At 56.1% G+C, this 17,148-nt stretch carries 17 protein-coding genes; 7 read left to right on the forward strand and 10 right to left on the reverse strand.

Features of this window, described 5'->3' with window-relative positions; translation table 11 throughout:
- Nucleotides 1–36: 36 nt before the first annotated feature.
- From JTA15_RS17280 to cpxP, 5 genes are all read right to left on the reverse strand, one after another.
- On the reverse strand, nt 37–780 hold the full coding sequence (locus JTA15_RS17280) for a CDP-diacylglycerol diphosphatase (protein ID WP_219372533.1): 744 nt from the start codon (nt 778–780) through the stop codon (nt 37–39).
- 109 nt (nt 781–889) lie between these two features.
- Nucleotides 890–1,879: a sulfate ABC transporter substrate-binding protein gene (locus JTA15_RS17285; RefSeq protein ID WP_032680073.1), complete on the reverse strand. Its 990-nt coding sequence runs from the start codon at nt 1,877–1,879 to the stop codon at nt 890–892.
- A 209-nt stretch (nt 1,880–2,088) separates the two neighbouring features.
- On the reverse strand, nt 2,089–3,051 hold the full coding sequence (pfkA, locus tag JTA15_RS17290) for a 6-phosphofructokinase (RefSeq protein WP_014172210.1): 963 nt from the start codon (nt 3,049–3,051) through the stop codon (nt 2,089–2,091).
- 173 nt (nt 3,052–3,224) lie between these two features.
- Nucleotides 3,225–4,118 carry a CDF family cation-efflux transporter FieF gene (gene fieF, locus JTA15_RS17295; RefSeq protein WP_020883958.1) on the reverse strand — a complete coding sequence of 298 codons (894 nt, stop codon included), beginning with the start codon at nt 4,116–4,118 and terminating at the stop codon, nt 3,225–3,227.
- A gap of 153 nt (nt 4,119–4,271) precedes the next feature.
- Complete coding sequence (gene cpxP, locus JTA15_RS17300) at nt 4,272–4,778, reverse strand: cell-envelope stress modulator CpxP (protein ID WP_020883960.1); 507 nt, start codon at nt 4,776–4,778, stop codon at nt 4,272–4,274.
- A gap of 150 nt (nt 4,779–4,928) precedes the next feature.
- On the opposite strand from cpxP, the gene cpxR reads away from it, so the two are divergent.
- Nucleotides 4,929–5,627 carry an envelope stress response regulator transcription factor CpxR gene (gene cpxR, locus JTA15_RS17305; RefSeq protein ID WP_014172213.1) on the forward strand — a complete coding sequence of 233 codons (699 nt, stop codon included), beginning with the start codon at nt 4,929–4,931 and terminating at the stop codon, nt 5,625–5,627.
- Nucleotides 5,624–6,997: an envelope stress sensor histidine kinase CpxA gene (gene cpxA, locus JTA15_RS17310; protein WP_010436910.1), complete on the forward strand. Its 1,374-nt coding sequence runs from the start codon at nt 5,624–5,626 to the stop codon at nt 6,995–6,997. The genes cpxR and cpxA overlap by 4 nt, the downstream gene beginning before the upstream one ends.
- 54 nt (nt 6,998–7,051) lie before the next feature.
- Here the strand turns inward: cpxA and yiiM are convergent, their stop codons facing one another.
- Together yiiM and sodA are read right to left on the reverse strand one after the other, a co-directional pair.
- Nucleotides 7,052–7,726, reverse strand: a complete 675-nt coding sequence (yiiM, locus tag JTA15_RS17315) for a 6-hydroxyaminopurine reductase (RefSeq protein WP_025202749.1) — start codon at nt 7,724–7,726, stop codon at nt 7,052–7,054.
- A gap of 70 nt (nt 7,727–7,796) precedes the next feature.
- The gene (gene sodA / locus JTA15_RS17320; RefSeq protein ID WP_014833772.1) at nt 7,797–8,417 is read right to left on the reverse strand and encodes a superoxide dismutase [Mn]; all 621 of its coding nucleotides are present in this window, start codon (nt 8,415–8,417) and stop codon (nt 7,797–7,799) included.
- A 289-nt stretch (nt 8,418–8,706) separates the two neighbouring features.
- Between sodA and rhaT the strand changes: the two genes are divergently transcribed.
- A complete protein-coding gene (rhaT, locus tag JTA15_RS17325; RefSeq protein WP_219372534.1) occupies nt 8,707–9,741 on the forward strand; it encodes an L-rhamnose/proton symporter RhaT in 1,035 nt (344 codons plus the stop codon).
- Here rhaT and rhaR read toward each other — a convergent pair whose 3' ends face one another.
- Both rhaR and rhaS read right to left on the reverse strand, forming a co-directional pair.
- Nucleotides 9,742–10,590 (reverse strand): HTH-type transcriptional activator RhaR, encoded by an 849-nt coding sequence (rhaR, locus tag JTA15_RS17330; RefSeq protein ID WP_014172216.1) that lies wholly within the window; start codon nt 10,588–10,590, stop codon nt 9,742–9,744.
- A gap of 73 nt (nt 10,591–10,663) precedes the next feature.
- A complete protein-coding gene (rhaS, locus tag JTA15_RS17335; RefSeq protein ID WP_219372535.1) occupies nt 10,664–11,500 on the reverse strand; it encodes an HTH-type transcriptional activator RhaS in 837 nt (278 codons plus the stop codon).
- A 301-nt stretch (nt 11,501–11,801) separates the two neighbouring features.
- Here rhaS and rhaB point away from each other — a divergent pair, with 301 nt between their 5' ends.
- From rhaB to rhaM, 4 genes are all read left to right on the forward strand, one after another.
- Entirely contained in the window at nt 11,802–13,271 is a 1,470-nt protein-coding gene (rhaB, locus tag JTA15_RS17340) for a rhamnulokinase (RefSeq protein ID WP_020883964.1), read from the forward strand.
- Nucleotides 13,268–14,527, forward strand: coding sequence for an L-rhamnose isomerase (gene rhaA / locus JTA15_RS17345; RefSeq protein ID WP_020883965.1), 1,260 nt, complete (start codon nt 13,268–13,270; stop codon nt 14,525–14,527). The genes rhaB and rhaA overlap by 4 nt, the downstream gene beginning before the upstream one ends.
- Before the next feature lie 109 nt (nt 14,528–14,636).
- Entirely contained in the window at nt 14,637–15,467 is an 831-nt protein-coding gene (gene rhaD, locus JTA15_RS17350) for a rhamnulose-1-phosphate aldolase (protein WP_014172220.1), read from the forward strand.
- Between the two features lie 27 nt (nt 15,468–15,494).
- Entirely contained in the window at nt 15,495–15,809 is a 315-nt protein-coding gene (rhaM, locus tag JTA15_RS17355; RefSeq protein ID WP_025202745.1) for an L-rhamnose mutarotase, read from the forward strand.
- Nucleotides 15,810–15,846: 37 nt separating this feature from the next.
- On the opposite strand, the gene JTA15_RS17360 is transcribed toward rhaM, so the two are convergent.
- Nucleotides 15,847–17,112, reverse strand: coding sequence for an MFS transporter (locus JTA15_RS17360; protein ID WP_219372536.1), 1,266 nt, complete (start codon nt 17,110–17,112; stop codon nt 15,847–15,849).
- Between the last annotated feature and the right edge of the window lie 36 nt (nt 17,113–17,148).

Consider the following 17,148-nt stretch of genomic DNA (forward strand, 5'->3'; position numbering starts at 1 on the left):
GACAGGCAGGACGAGTAAACGCTATTTATGGTGATATCACTTCAGGATATCGCATTGATGATCCTGCAATTCCTCAGCCGACGCGCGATTCAGGGTCAGCAAGTTACGTTCGGTCGCCAGTAAGACAAACGATCCATCCGACTGCTGCGCCATGGCCAGCGCGAAGCGCCCCATATGGTCACGCGCTTCCGGCAGCTCTTCAGCCAGCATCATAAACGGACTGCGCTGTACCAGCTCATTTTCCGTCACGCGACGGGCGAGGTACTCATGCCCTTCCAGCCCGCCCGGGAACGGTAACCACTGGGTACTGATTTGCCCCTGCGCGGCATTAAGCTTCTCGCGCACGTCCGGGCGCAGGCAGGAGATATGGATATGAAAATGGTTCTGCGTACGGCCTGTCGGGGAGTTAATGGTGAGCGAAATTGCGCTGTCCGGCACCTCGGCCCCGCGCTTCATGCTCATAAAGTTGCGTGACTGCCAGGCCAGCCAGAAGAAGTTGGGCGTATTCGGTTCGGTCAACAGCGGGCTTTCGGTTCCTTTGATACGGTAAGTCGGCATCAGGAGATACTGCAGCGGCCCGTTGCGGTCTTTAAACACCACATAACCCGCATCAGGCTTCACCTGCGCGCACGGGGCCGGGTTACGGTGCTGGAGTTGATTCGCCAGACACTGGTCGAGAACGATATGACGCAACGCATTCGGATTACCCGCTTTCATCCAGTACCAGCCACCCGCGGCAAGAATGATGACAACCAGAATCAGTAATAGTATTTTTTTCACAATGCGTTCCCTGTTTTCGATAGTGGCGAAAGAGTAACGCAAAATGATGACCAAATAAAAAACCCGGCGGATTTCTCGCGCCGGGTCACCGTGTCTGTCCTGCTAACGTTTATCGCTTGCTGATCTGGTCGAAAGTTCCGCCGTTAGAGAAGTGCTCTTTCTGCGCTTTCGCCCAGCCGCCGAACTCTTCATCAATGGTGAAAAGCTTCAGTTTCGGGAAGACGCTTTCATATTTCTTCGCCACTGCCGGATCGCGTGGACGATAGTAGTTTTTCGCCGCAATTTCCTGGCCTTCTGGCGAGTAGAGATACTTCAGGTACGCTTCCGCCACCGCTTTGGTCTCTTTCTTCTCAACCACTTTATCAACCACAGAAACGGTAGGTTCGGCGAGGATAGATTCGCCTGGCGTAACGATCTCGAACTTGTCTTTACCCAGTTCGTGGGTGGCGAGCAGGGCTTCGTTTTCCCATGCGATCAGCACGTCGCCAATCCCACGCTCAACGAAGGTGTTCGTGGCACCGCGTGCGCCCGAGTCCAGCACTTCAACGTTTTTATACAGCGCTTTCACGAACGCCTGGGCTTTCGCCTGGTCACCGTTGTTGTGATGCAGCGCGTAGCCCCAGGCCGCCAGGTAGTTCCAGCGTGCGCCACCCGAGCTTTTCGGGTTCGGTGTGATAATGGAAACGCCCGGCTTAACCAAATCGTTCCAGTCATGAATTTGTTTTGGGTTGCCCTTACGCACCAGGAAAACAATGGTCGAGGTGTAAGGCGCTGAGTTGTCCGGCAGGCGTTTGATCCAGTTTTTATCGATACGCCCACGCTCGGCGATGGCGTCGACGTCATAGGCCAGCGCCAGGGTAACCACGTCGGCTTCAATCCCGTTGATGACTGAAGTCGCCTGCTTACCGGAGCCACCATGAGACTGACGCACCACCACGTTGTCGCCGGTTTCCTGTTTCCAGTGTGCCGCGAAGGCTTTGTTGTACTGCTCATACAGCTCACGCGTCGGGTCGTATGACACGTTCAGTAACTGGATGTCCTTAGCCAGAACGCTGGTCGATGCCAGCAATAATGTTAACCCCACGCCCCATTTATTCATCGCCCGGATCTCTTGTGTAGTGTTTTGATGCTTGCAGCGTGCCAGAAAGCTAACCAATGATTAAAGAATAAAAAAAGATTGGCTATAACGTAGAGGAATAAAAAACGAGCAGGCATAAAAAAACCGGGCGGCGATATCGCCTTACCCGGTCTTTATGAGCGTGGACTGCAGACCCGGTTAACTCAGCGCGACCGGGGGAAAGTCACCGCTCAGTACAGTTTTTTTGCGCAGTCCAGCCAGTCACCCTTGAACGGACGCTTCATGTTTTCAATGGCGTCGATGATGTCATGGTGAACCAGTTTTTCGTTCTGAATACCCACGCAACGACCGCCATGACCCTGCAGCAGCAGTTCAATGGCGTATGCACCCATACGTGATGCCAGGATGCGGTCGTATGGACCCGGGGAACCCCCACGCTGGATGTGGCCCAGAACGGTAGCGCGCGTTTCACGTTTGGTTTCGGTTTCGATGTACTTCGCCAGCTCGTCAACGTCACAGATATGCTCGGTGATGGCTACGATGGCGTGTTTCTTGCCTTTTGCGATACCCGCTTTGATTTCAGCCACCAGATCTTCACGGCTGAATTCCACTTCCGGAACCACCACGAACTCACAACCGCCGGCGATGGCCGCAGCCAGCGTCAGGTCACCACAGTAACGGCCCATCACTTCCACGATGGAGATACGTTGGTGGGAAGAAGAGGTGTCGCGCAGGCGGTCAATCGCTTCAACAACGGTGCCCAGTGCGGTGAAATAACCGATGGTGTAGTCAGTGCCTTTGATGTCGTTGTCGATCGTACCCGGCAGCCCGATGCACGGGAAGCCCATTTCAGTCAGACGTTTTGCCCCCATGTACGAGCCGTCACCACCAATAACAACCAGTGCGTCGAGGCCACGTTTTTTCATGTTCTCAATAGCCACTTCACGGACGTGTTCATCACGGAATTCCGGGAAGCGCGCAGAACCGAGGAAGGTACCGCCACGGTTGATCATGTCGGACACGCTGTAACGGTCGAGCTGAACCATGCGATCTTCATACAGGCCCAGATAACCATCATAGATACCAAAAACTTCCAGGCCTTCCGTCAGCGCTGAACGGACAACCCCACGAATTGCCGCGTTCATGCCCGGCGCATCACCGCCGCTTGTCAACACACCGATTTTCTTAATCATGACTACCTCTGAACTTAGGAATGCAAAATTGAAATCTGTTGCCGGAAGAATTTATCGACCAACGAATACTGCAAATAGTATATCAATCACTTCCAGCTGAATTGATTCAGGTCAGACCAAATGGCGGTAATTTATACACAAAATGCTGGCCTGGCTCACTTTTTTACAACCAATTACGAAAGCTCAACATGTCCGGGTACAACCGAGCAGGGATCCTGGTGAATAATGACGTCTGAACCAGGAAAACGCTGCAAAATCGCCTGCTCGACCTGCTCAGCAATAACGTGAGCCTGAACCAGTGGCAGGTTGTCTTCCATTTCAATATGAATCTGAATAAAGCGGGTCGGCCCTGACTGCCGCGTTCGAAGATCGTGTGCACCTCTGACACCAGGCCAGGAGGTCACGATAGAAAAAATTTCATTACGTTCTGAGTCCGGGAGGGCGCGGTCCAGAAGCGATTGCACCGCTTCATACCCCATCCGTAAGGCGCTATATAAAATATAGATGCCAATCCCTAACGCAAACAACGCATCGGCCCGATGCCAGCCATACCAGGCCAGACCGAGCGCAATAAGAATAGCGCCATTCATCATAACATCAGATTGATAATGAAGCATATCCGCCCGTACAGCCTGGCTTTGCGTTTTGCGAACAACCCAGCGCTGGAACGTTACCAGAACAAGTGTGCATATAAGTGCCACAATCGTCACGACCACGCCCACGCCGGGATCGTTCATCGGTGACGGCGAGACGAGATGCTGAATACCGGTTAAAAACAGAAACAGCGCTGAGCCGGAAATAAACATGCTTTGCGCCAGCGCGGCCAGCGACTCAGCTTTCCCGTGCCCAAACGTATGTTCTTCATCCGCCGGTTGCAGCGAGTAACGCACAACCAGCAGGTTCGTCAGCGAGGCGGCAATATCCATCAACGAGTCCACCAACGCCGCGAGAATACTGACTGAGCCGGTATACCACCACGCAAAAATTTTAATCACTAACAGGCTTGAAGCCACGATGGTCGCTGCAATCGCTGCCCGACTTACCAGTCTTCCATAGGATTGATTCATAAACGCTCCTGTCATGTCATGCCGCTAGTATAACGGAAGCATGGGGAGTCAAAGGATGAATAAACGGTTAACAAAGCAGAATGAAGGGCAAAAAAAACCCCCACATCATGTGGGGGAAGACAGGGATGGTGTCTATGGCAAGGAAAACAGGGTTTACTGGTTACTACGGGTACTGCTATTGCTACTGAAAAACGTTGTTTCTGAGCTTCGCTGCATCCGTGCAACCTCACGCAACTGGTCCATTCGCTGCTGATGTCTTGTGTTCAAAACCGCTTGCTGCTCGGGCGTTAGCAGGTGGAACATCTGGTTGCGGACCTTCGCCATCTCTACCTGGCGGGCAACCTGCTCCTGTGCCATTTTTTCGGCCTGAGCGCGTACAGCGCTTTCGTCAAATTTTTCTGCGGTGACAAGGCGGTGCATTGTCTCCATTTCGCTAACATTAACAGGGGGCTGGTCGTGTCGTGCCCTCTGCATCAGATCTCGCATCTGTTGACGCTGATGTTCGGTTAAACTTATGCCATCAAACATATGGCTTTGGCTGCTGTGCTGCGTTGCCCCCTCCGTTGAGGGCCCGTTATCGCCGGGGATAGCTACAGCGGCCTGGCTTAATGTACTGAACGCCAGCGTTGAGGCCATGACGGCAGCGGTAACTTTGCGCATCACTTGCTCCCAAAATCTTTCGTGTCGCGATTCAACGAGAGACAGTCTACGATTCAGGCTGCAAACATGCGTCAGGGGGTGTAAAACAACGTAAAGTCATGGATTAGATAGCCTTGATGTCGTAATTTCTGCCTCGGAGGTATTTAAACAATGAATAAAATCCTGTTAGTTGATGATGACCGAGAGCTCACATCCCTTTTAAAGGAGTTGCTCGACATGGAAGGTTTCAACGTTCTGGTTGCCCATGATGGCGAGCAGGCGCTGAGTCTCCTTGACGACAGCATCGATTTACTTTTGCTCGACGTTATGATGCCGAAGAAAAACGGCATTGATACGTTGAAAGAGCTTCGCCAGACACACCAGACGCCCGTAATTATGCTGACCGCTCGCGGCAGCGAACTTGACCGTGTACTTGGCCTTGAGCTGGGCGCGGATGACTATTTACCAAAGCCGTTTAACGACCGTGAACTGGTTGCCCGTATTCGCGCTATCCTGCGTCGTTCTCACTGGAGCGAACAGCAGCAGAACAGCGACAACAGTTCACCGACGCTGGAAGTCGACTCCCTGAGCCTGAATCCGGGCCGTCAGGAAGCGAGTTTTGACGGTGAAACGCTGGAACTGACTGGCACCGAGTTCACCCTGCTGTACCTGCTGGCCCAGCACCTCGGCCAGGTGGTATCGCGTGAACATTTGAGCCAGGAAGTGCTTGGCAAACGCCTCACTCCGTTTGATCGCGCCATCGATATGCATATCTCGAACCTGCGCCGCAAGCTGCCGGAACGCAAGGACGGGCACCCGTGGTTTAAAACCCTGCGTGGTCGCGGTTATCTGATGGTTTCCGCTTCATGATAGGAAGCTTAACAGCCCGCATCTTCGCCATTTTCTGGCTGACGCTGGCACTGGTTTTAATGCTCGTTTTGATGTTGCCAAAACTCGACTCACGCCAGATGACGGAGCTTCTCGACAGCGAGCAACGTCAGGGCGTGATGATCGAGCAGCACGTGGAAGCCGAGCTGGCAAACGACCCGCCGAACGATTTAATGTGGTGGCGCAGGCTGTTTCGCGCTATCGACAAATGGGCACCGCCAGGCCAGCGCCTGTTGCTGGTGACCAGCGAAGGGCGCGTGATTGGCGCCGATCGCAATGAAATGCAGATCATCCGTAACTTCATTGGTCAGGCGGATAACGCCGACCATCCTCAGAAGAAAAAATACGGTCGGGTTGAGATGGTGGGCCCCTTCTCCGTCAGAGATGGCGAGGATAATTACCAGCTTTACCTGATCCGCCCGGCGAGCAACTCCCAGTCCGATTTCATCAACCTGCTGTTTGACCGTCCGCTTCTGCTGCTGATTGTCACCATGCTGGTTAGCTCACCGCTGCTGCTGTGGCTGGCGTGGAGTCTGGCGAAACCGGCGCGTAAGCTGAAAAACGCGGCGGACGAAGTGGCGCAGGGTAACCTGCGACAACACCCTGAACTGGAAGCCGGTCCACAGGAGTTCCTTGCCGCGGGGACCAGTTTTAACCAGATGGTGAGCGCCCTCGACCGCATGATGACGGCACAGCAACGCCTGCTGTCGGATATCTCGCACGAGCTTCGCACGCCGCTCACGCGCTTACAGCTCGGCACCGCGCTGCTGCGTCGCCGCAGCGGTGAGAGCAAAGAGCTGGAACGTATTGAAACGGAAGCGCATCGTCTGGACAGCATGATTAACGACCTGCTGGTCATGTCGCGCAATCAGCAGAAAAATGCGCTGGTGAGCGAAACGGTGAAAGCCAACCACCTGTGGCATGAAGTGCTGGATAACGCGGCGTTCGAAGCGGAGCAGATGGGGAAATCCTTTACCGTCAACTTCCCGCCGGGGCCATGGCCGCTGTACGGTAACCCCAACACGCTGGAAAGCGCGCTGGAGAACATCGTACGTAACGCCCTGCGCTATTCGCACACGAAGATTGAGGTAGCCTTCTCGGTGGATAAAGACGGGATCACCATCATCGTTGATGACGATGGTCCTGGGGTAAGCCCGGAAGACCGCGAACAGATTTTCCGTCCGTTCTACCGTACCGACGAGGCGCGTGACCGTGAATCTGGCGGCACGGGGCTGGGTCTGGCGATTGTTGAAACCGCCATGCAGCAGCATCGCGGCTGGGTGAAGGCCGACGACAGCCCGCTGGGTGGGTTGCGGTTAACGCTGTGGCTGCCGTTGTATAAACGTTCGTAGCCGTTTAGCCGGGCGGCGGTATCGCTGACCCGGCTTGCCTCTCCTGCGGGGAAACTATTTCCCCCATAATCTCCGCGAATTATCTTCGATCTTGCTACTTAAACGGCGTTTCTGCATCGTTCGGGTCCAGCTCGTGGACAGCCCTGCAGCGGACAAAAGCCGATGGTACTGGTCGTCATCAAACGGCATATGCCAGGCAATCGCGCAGGCGTCATATACCGAGACATCACTCAGGCGCGATGCCAGCACCAGCGGCGCATCTGCCGATACCTGTCCTGCCAGCACCACCCGATATAACCAGCCCGTTTTACCCGCGCTCTGCAGCCGGGCAGACATGTCGCTGATGCCGAAATGATAGTTTAGTTTGAAGCACGGCGAGCGCGGCTGCGTCACCTGAATCAGGGCATCGCCCCAGCGGTAGATATCGCCGATAAAGACGTTTTTCTCGGTCAGCCCTTCCGTTGAGAGATTCTCACCAAACGCGGGCGCGACAAACATATCCGCCTGTTCGGGAAACTCGGTTATCCAGTGCTGATAGTGTTCCCGCGGATAGTGGCACAGCGCGCGGTCAGGCCCGCCATGGATTTTCTTTTCGGCCTGCTCATCGCCCACCAGCCCGAGGTCGGTTAACGTCAACTCGCCGTCGACCTGAACTTTCGCGATGGCGCTCGGGCGGCTGCCGTCGTACTCCCTTACCTTGCCTGTAAAGACATTCACCGGAAAATGCATCGCTGCTCCTTTCTGCAGATACAAAAAAAGCGAGTCATCAGACTCGCTTCTCACAGGCGTCAATGCAACCTTATTTTTTCGCGGCGAAACGCGCTGCTGCTTCGTCCCAGTTCACCACGTCCCAGAAGGCTTTGATGTAGTCCGGGCGACGGTTCTGGAATTTCAGGTAGTAAGCGTGTTCCCACACGTCCAGACCCAGGATAGGGAAACCGGATGCGCCAGAGATTGCTTCACCCATCAGCGGGGAGTCCTGGTTAGCCGTTGAAACAACCGCCAGTTTGTCACCTTTCAGAACCAGCCACGCCCAGCCAGAGCCGAAACGGGTCGCAGCGGCTTTTTCGAATTCCGCTTTGAAGTTGTCTACAGAACCGAAATCGCGCTCGATAGCCGCTTTCAGGTCGCCCTGCAGCGTGGTACCGGTTTTCAGGCCTTTCCAGAACAGGCTGTGGTTAGCGTGACCACCTGCGTTGTTACGCAGAACGGTTTTCTTGTCAGCTGGCAGCTGGTCCAGTTTGGTGATCAGCTCTTCAACAGGCAGGCTAGCGAACTCTGGCAGGCTTTCCAGCGCGGCGTTCGCGTTGTTCACATAGGTCTGGTGGTGTTTAGTGTGATGGATTTCCATCGTCTGCTTGTCGAAATGCGGTTCCAGTGCGTCGTAGGCATACGGCAGGGATGGCAGTGTATAACTCATAATCCTCTCCATTATTGTCGGGCGGCACAGCTGTTAATGCCGCGTAAGCAGTTGGTTCATTATAGTTAATTAAATGATATTGAAAATGATTATCAATGCCGTAGTTTTTATAAGGTTATTCGGTTTTCGGTTATTGCTGAAATTGTGAGTCTGCTCACCCGGTTAACGCGTTGATTGCCATTCAAAACCAAAGTGCGGCAACCTTCCGAAGGTTACCCGACTGCTTAATTTTTACACTCATCGGGTTGGTGGGAAGCCACCGGCATATAAAAACGATGAGGATGTAAACATGAATCATGCGATTACGATGGGTATTTTCTGGCATCTGATAGGCGCGGCCAGTGCAGCCTGTTTCTATGCCCCGTTTAAACAGGTCAAACAGTGGTCATGGGAAACCATGTGGTCCGTCGGCGGTGTGGTCTCGTGGATAATTCTTCCCTGGACCATCAGCGCCATGCTGCTCCCGGATTTCTGGGCCTATTTCTCCTCCTTTAACGCCTCCACCCTGCTGCCGGTCTTTCTTTTTGGCGCCATGTGGGGCGTCGGTAACATTAACTATGGCCTCACCATGCGCTATCTCGGCATGTCGATGGGCATTGGCATCGCGATTGGTATTACGCTGATTGTCGGCACCCTGATGACGCCAATCCTCAACGGCAACGTTGACGTGCTGATCAACACCAAAGGCGGCCAGATGACGCTGCTGGGCGTGCTGGTGGCCGTTATTGGCGTGGGCATTGTCACCCGCGCAGGGCAGCTGAAAGAGCGCAAAATGGGCATCAGAGCCGAAGAGTTCAACCTGAAGAAAGGCCTGCTGCTGGCGGTGATGTGCGGGATCTTCTCCGCAGGCATGTCATTCGCGATGAACGCCGCCAAACCGATGCATGAAGCTGCTGCCGCACTGGGCGTCGACCCGCTGTACGTGGCACTGCCAAGCTACGTGGTGATCATGGGTGGCGGAGCGGTGGTTAACCTCGGTTTCTGTTTTTTCCGTCTGGCAAACGTGAAGACCTTGTCACTGAAAGCCGACTTCTCGCTGGCTAAACAGATGATTATCGGGAACGTGCTGCTCTCGGCGCTCGGTGGGCTGATGTGGTATCTCCAGTTCTTCTTCTACGCGTGGGGTCACGCCAGTATTCCGGCGCAGTATGACTATATGAGCTGGATGCTGCACATGAGCTTCTACGTGCTGTGCGGTGGGCTGGTGGGTCTGCTTCTGAAAGAGTGGAACAACGCCGGGCGTCGCCCGGTGGGCGTGCTGAGTCTGGGGTGCGTGGTGATCATTATTGCGGCCAACATTGTGGGCCTCGGCATGGCGAACTGATTACGCCGCGTTACGGCTGCGATGACGCCACTGAACCGGCGTCATCCCCACCTCGCGGTTAAAGACCACCGAAAAATAGTTACTGTCCTCAAAGCCGCAACGCATCGCCACATCGCTAACCATCAGTTCCGTATGCTGAAGCAGGTACTGGGCATGGCAGATGCGCAGCTGGCGCAGATAGTGGTTCACCGTCATCCCGGTCTGGGTGCGGAATTGCTGGCGCAACGCGCGCTCGCTGCACTGCGCCTGCTCGCAGAATTTCTCCAGCACAAAGCTTTTGTTAAGGCTGCCCGCCAGGGTGGTAATGAGCTTATCGAGCAGGGCTTCCTGCGCGGTAGCCGACGGGTTATCAATGGCGTAGCGATGGCGCGTCAACGTCATGACCAGCTGGGCGAAAAGCAGTTCTGCCATCTGGTGAGCCTCAGGATCGCTTTTCTGGCTCTCCTGCTCCAGCTGAGAAATCACCTGTCGCACCTGCGTCATGCCGTTACTGCTCAGTCGCCAGTGCGCCGCGCACTTCGTATCATTAAAACCCGGAATGTAAGCCGCCCAGTCGACGTTGAGTTTCAGCCTGTCGGGGCAGTAAATCACGTTCTGCAGGACCAGGTCGTTGACCGAAGCGTAGGCGTGTTTGTCTTCAGCACGGATGTAAAACAGATCCCCACGCGTAATGCGGTAGGGCCGATCGTTGAGGATATGCAAGCCATTGCCCCGCCACACCAGCACCAGCTCGCAGAACTCATGAGTGTGCTCGGCAAAGACGTTTTGCGGATAGCGATCCGCCACCGCGACGGCCTGGCCGGCGGAGGCAAAAAAATCCACTTTGCGAAGCATTAGCTGAGCAACCACGACACCACCTCGACAGCAAATAACCTGACATTATTAGCGTTTTTGCCCACGGGAAACGGTGACAACCCTCGCGTTACTGCAGTGACGCGTCCTTTCCCTGGCGAATATCGCGCGGTGACCAGCTAAATTCCCGGCGAAACAGGGTCGAAAAGTGGTTACTGTCGCCGAAACCGCAACGATAGGCGATATCCGTGACGCTCTCATCGGTATGACGCAGCAGATGGCGCGCTTTAATCAGGCGCAGACGGTTCAGATAGCGCTGGGGCGTCAGCCCGGTTTGCTGCTTCAGCTGACGATGCAAGGTCCGAAGCGACAGCGAAAAATCATCCGCCAGCGTTTCCCAGCAGACATCCTCGGCGAAATGGTCCTCCAGCCAGGCCATCAGTTGAGTCAAACGCGCATCGTTATTCTCCAGCCCGGCCACCATGCTACTGCGGCGCAGCAGCACCAGCAGCTGCATAAACAACAGCTCACGCGTGGCGATGACGTGGGTCTCCTGTCCCTCGTCGCGCTGTTCCATCTGGCTCACCAGCTGGCGCACCTGCTGCAGCGTGGACTGATTCACCCGCCAGTGCGAAGGATAGATGCCGTCCTTCTCCTGCGGCAGGAGATGGTTCAGCCCGGACAGGAACTGGAACGCATCGGGCGAACGGTAGAGCACGTTAGTCAGGCACAGGTTGTCGGTATGTTCATATAAGTGCCGGTCATGATCGCGCACAAAGCAGACCGTCCCACCACTGATGGTATACGGCTGGCCGTTAAACACATGGATCCCCGTTCCGTGTTCAACAATCACAATTTCGTGAAAATCATGATGATGCTCAGGGAACGCCACCTGAGGGAGTCGCGGTTCAATCGCGACAGACGACCCACCCGAAGGAAAAAAATCCACGCTGTACAGTACGGTCATAACGGCCCCCACCAATGAGAAATGTTCTCAAAATAGTAATTAAGGCCCCGTCCCCTCACCTTAAATTTTCGACCGTAAACCTCGCAAAAACTGTCCGTTTTTCAAGAAACAGGCTGAAAGATCAGGAAATGCGGTAAGCGTCACACTGCCTGCAAACCCCGTCACGCCTGGAAACTGTGAACTCCCTCACGTTCACCTTTGCTTTCTTGCCAGCCCCGGAAAACCGCTGTCACTGGCGAGAAGGTGGTGATGGGTTCCTTTTTTTACACTCACCGCTAATGACTTTAAGAAGGACACAACCATGACTTTTCGCCATTGCGTGGCTGTCGATCTAGGCGCATCCAGCGGCCGTGTAATGCTGGCCACTTATGACGGCAAGCGGCAGACGCTTTCGCTTCGCGAGATGCACCGCTTTGTTAACTGCCTGCAAAAGCAGGACGGCTGTGAGGTATGGGATATCGACAGCCTTGAGGCAGCGATCCGCACCGGACTGCAGAAGGTCTGCGATGCGGGGATCCGTATCGACAGTATCGGCATCGATACCTGGGGCGTCGATTACGTACTGCTGGACAGCAACGGTGAACGCGTCGGTTTGCCGATAGCCTATCGCGACAGCCGCACCGACGGCCTGATGGCGCGTGCGATTGCCGGGCTTGGCAAAGAGAATATTTATGGCCGCAGCGGCATTCAGTTCCTGCCATTCAATACCCTCTATCAACTGCGCGCGCTGGTCGAACAGCAGCCGGCGCTGGTTCCCCGCGTGGCGCATGCACTGCTGATCCCGGACTACTTCAGCTACCGCCTGACCGGCAACATGAACTGGGAATACACCAACGCCACCACCACGCAACTGGTGAACATCAACTCCGATAACTGGGATGAACACCTGCTGGCCTGGACCGGGGCTTCACCCTCCTGGTTCGGTACGCCGACGCATCCTGGCAATGTGATCGGGCAATGGATGTGCCCGCAGGGTAATGCGATCCCGGTGGTGGCGGTTGCGAGTCACGATACCGCCAGCGCCGTCATTGCGTCACCGCTTGCCGGTAACGACGCGGCCTACCTCTCTTCCGGGACCTGGTCGCTGATGGGCTTTGAGAGCAAAACTCCCTACACCAGCGATGCCGCGCTGGCCGCGAACATCACCAACGAAGGCGGTGCCGAAGGGCGCTACCGCGTGCTGAAGAACATCATGGGTCTGTGGCTGCTCCAGCGCGTGCTTAAAGAGCAGAACATTACCGACCTGCCCGCGCTTATTGCCGACACCGAAAGACTGAAAGCCTGCAGTTTCCTGATCAATCCCAATGATGACCGCTTTATCAACCCGGCGGACATGAGCGCCGAAATCCAGGCCGCCTGCGTCGACGCCGGGCAGCCCGTGCCATCGAAACCGGCAGAGCTGGCACGCTGTATTTTCGACAGCCTCGCCCTGCTGTATGCCGAGATCCTGAGCGAGCTGGCCGACCTTCGCGGCCGGCCGTTCACTCAGCTGCATATTGTCGGCGGCGGCTGCCAGAACCAGCTTCTGAACCAACTCTGCGCCGATGCCTGCGGGATCACCGTGGTGGCGGGCCCGATTGAAGCGTCGACGCTCGGCAATATTGGCATTCAGCTCATGACCCTGGACGAACTCGCCAGCGTGGACGATTTCCGCACGGTGGTGTCGGCGAACGCCACGCTGACCACGTTCATTCCCAATCCCTGCCATGAAATTGCCCGCTATCGGGCGCAGTTTCAGCAAAACCGACTGACTAAGGAGCTTTGCGCATGACCACTCAACTTGAACAAGCCTGGGACCTGGCTAAACAGCGTTACGCCGCCGTCGGCGTGGATGTCGATGAGGCGCTGCGCCAGCTCGATCGTCTGCCGGTCTCCATGCACTGCTGGCAGGGCGACGACGTTGCCGGTTTTGAAAACCCGGGCGGCTCGCTGACGGGGGGCATTCAGGCCACCGGCAACTATCCGGGCAAAGCGCGTAACGCCACCGAGCTGCGCGCCGACCTGGAGCTGGCGCTGAGCCTGATCCCGGGGCCTAAGCGGCTGAACCTGCATGCTATCTATCTGGAATCTGACACGCCGGTCGCGCGTAACGAGATCAAACCTGCGCATTTTAAAAACTGGGTGGCGTGGGCGAAAGCCAACCAGCTGGGCCTGGATTTCAACCCATCCTGCTTCTCACACCCGCTGAGCGCCGACGGTTTTACCCTTGCCCACGCGAACGACGATATCCGCCAGTTCTGGATTGACCACGTAAAAGCCAGCCGCCGCGTCTCCGCGTACTTTGGCGAGCAGCTCGGCACGCCGTCGGTGATGAACATCTGGATCCCGGACGGCATGAAAGACATCACCGTTGACCGTCTGGCCCCGCGTCAGCGCCTGCTGGCGGCGTTGGATGAAGCCATCAGCGAAAAACTGAACCCGGCGCACCACATCGACGCCGTAGAGAGCAAGCTGTTCGGTATTGGTGCGGAAAGCTACACCGTGGGCTCGAACGAGTTTTACATGGGGTACGCCACCAGCCGCCAGACCGCGCTGTGCCTGGATGCCGGCCACTTCCACCCGACAGAGGTGATCTCCGACAAAATCTCCGCCGCCATGCTCTACGTACCCCGCCTGCTGTTGCACGTGAGCCGTCCCGTACGCTGGGACAGCGACCACGTGGTGCTGCTGGATGACGAAACCCAGGCCATTGCCAGCGAAATTATTCGCCACGATCTGTTTGACCGCGTGCACATTGGCCTCGACTTCTTTGACGCCTCCATCAACCGCATCGCGGCCTGGGTGATTGGCACCCGCAACATGAAAAAAGCCCTGCTGCGTGCGCTGCTGGAGCCCACCAGCGCCCTGAAGCAGCTGGAAGAGAACGGCGATTACACCGCGCGCCTGGTGCTGCTGGAAGAGCAGAAAACCCTGCCTTGGCAGGCGGTGTGGGAGATGTACTGCCAGCGTAACGACACCCCAGCGGGCAGTCAGTGGCTGGATAACGTGCGGATGTATGAGAAAGACGTGCTGAGTCAGCGCGGATAAATATGCCCTCACCCTCTTCCTGTGGAAGAGGCCACTTTTACCCCCTCTCCCTGTGGGAGAGGGCCGGGGTGAGGGAAACGCTCACCACGAACACGGGAAACGAAACACTATGCAGACCATCACTAACGCCTGGTTCGTCCAGGGCATGATTAAAGCCACCTCCGACGCCTGGCTGAAAGGCTGGGACGAGCGCAACGGCGGTAACCTGACGCTGCGCCTGGATGATGCCGACATTGAACCGTTCGCCGCCGAGTTCCATCAGAAGCCGCGCTATATCGCCCTGAGCCAGCCAATGCCGCAGCTCGCCAGTACGCCGTTTATCGTCACCGGTTCCGGTAAATTCTTCCGTAACGTGCAGCTCGACCCGCAGGCTAACCTCGGGGTGGTGAGAGTGGACAGCGACGGCGCAGGCTATCACATCCTCTGGGGGCTGACGGACGATGCAGTGCCCACGTCTGAACTCCCGGCGCACTTCCTCTCTCACTGTGAGCGTATCAAGGCAACTCACGGCAAGGACCGGGTGATCATGCACTGTCACGCCACCAACCTGATCGCCCTGACCTACGTGCTGGAAAACAGTAGCGACTACCTCACGCGGAAGCTGTGGGAAGGCAGCACCGAATGTCTGGTGGTTTTCCCCGACGGGGTCGGCATTCTGCCGTGGATGGTGCCGGGTACCGACGAAATCGGCCAGGCCACCGCCATCGAAATGCAGTCCCACTCCCTGGTGCTGTGGCCGTTCCACGGGGTATTCGGCAGCGGGCCGACGCTCGACGAAACGTTTGGTCTGATTGATACCGCCGAGAAGTCCGCCGAGGTGCTGGTGAAGGTCCTGTCGATGGGCGGCATGAAGCAGACCATCACCCGGGAAGAGCTGATTGCCCTCGGTAAACGCTTTGGCGTCACGCCGATGCAGTCGGCACTGGATTTGTACCCATAGCGGCCCGCGAAAGCGGCTGGAGGCATGATGATCCGCAAAGCATTTGTGATGCAGGTGAACCCTGACGCGCACGACGAGTACGCGCGTCGCCATAACCCCATCTGGCCAGAGCTGGAGGCGGTATTAAAAGACCATGGTGCGCACCATTACGCTATCTATCTCGATGAGACGCGTAACCTGCTGTTTGCGAGCGTTGAGATTGAATCGGAAGCGCGCTGGAACGCGGTGGCAAAGACCGACGTTTGTCAGCGCTGGTGGAAATACATGGGTGAGGTAATGCCCTCGAACCCCGACAACAGCCCGGTGAGTGCCGAACTGAAAGCGGTGTTTTACCTGCCCTAAAGCGTTAACGCTGCCGCATCCGCGGCAGCGTCCTGCGTTAGTTTGCCTCCACCGCAGCGCGGCGCGCCGCAATCTCCTGCTTACTGCTCAGCGTAAAGGCCGAGACCACCGTAATCGCCAGTACAAAACAGCCCAGCATCAGGTAGGTCTCCTGGAAACCGATCCGGTCATACATATTCCCGGCAAAAGCAGAGAGGAAAATCGCCGCCGACTGTTTGGCAAACTGGAAGCCAATCAGATAGATAGTGGCCGACAGACGGGTATCGAACACGCCGGTGATGTATTTGAACGCCCCCACCAGCAGGAACGGAACCTCCAGCGCGTGCAGCATCTTCAGGGCAATGACCTCCACCGCGGTGGTGGCGAACGACGAGCCGATAATGCGCGTCGCCATAATCAGCCCGGCAATCAGCAGCGTATTCTTCGCGCCGATACGGTTGATGATCCACGGCGAGCAGAACATGATGATCGCGTTGCAAATTTCCCCCGCCGTGGTGGCAAAACCAAAGGCTCGCGTTCCCTCCTGCGGCGTTGCGAAGAAGGTTTTAAAGAAGGTGGCAAACTGCTGGTCAAAAACGTCATACACGCAGGCCACACCGATGACGTACAGAATGAACATCCACATTCTGCGCTGACGGAACAGATTAAAGACCGTCCTGGCGGTGATCTGCGGCTGGTTAGCCCCCAGCGCATTCATCACCTGCGCAGTCTGGTTTGGCTTCGGTTTCGCAACCACCAGCAACAGCATCAGCAGCAGCGCAGCCGCTGACCCCATCCAGAAGACATACGACGGGTCGATGCCAAACAGAATACCGCCCGTTGAAGCGCACAGCCCCCAGCCGAGACAGCCGAACATGCGCGCCTTGCCGTATTCAAACAAGCTGTTACGGCTCACGCGTTCGATGTAGGCCTCAATTGCGCCTGAACCTGCGGAGAAGACAAAACCGATATACAGACCGCCGCTCAGCGCCCCCAGCCAGATACTGCTTTTCAGCAGTGGCGCAAAGACATACAGGAAGAACGGCGCGAACAGAAACAGCAGCACCGTGATAATCCACAGCAGGTGTTTTTTCAGCCCCAGCTTATCCGAAATGACCCCAAGCACGGGCTGGAAGGCGATGGCCGAAAGCGAGATACAGGAGAATACGATCCCGGTATGGGTTTTGTTCAGGCCGATGACATCCGACAACCAGATCGGCAGAAACGGAAAGCAGGTGGCCATAATGAAGAAGTAGAGAAAGAAGAACAGCCCGAAGATCCAGAAGTTAGGGTTGTCTTTGTGGGTACAGGTTGTTGTGTTCATTATTTTTATCCTCAACGGAGGGTCAGTCTCCCGGCC

This window comes from Enterobacter sp. BIDMC 29 (genome assembly GCF_019378755.1).
Taxonomy (GTDB): Bacteria; Pseudomonadota; Gammaproteobacteria; order Enterobacterales; family Enterobacteriaceae; genus Enterobacter; species Enterobacter ludwigii.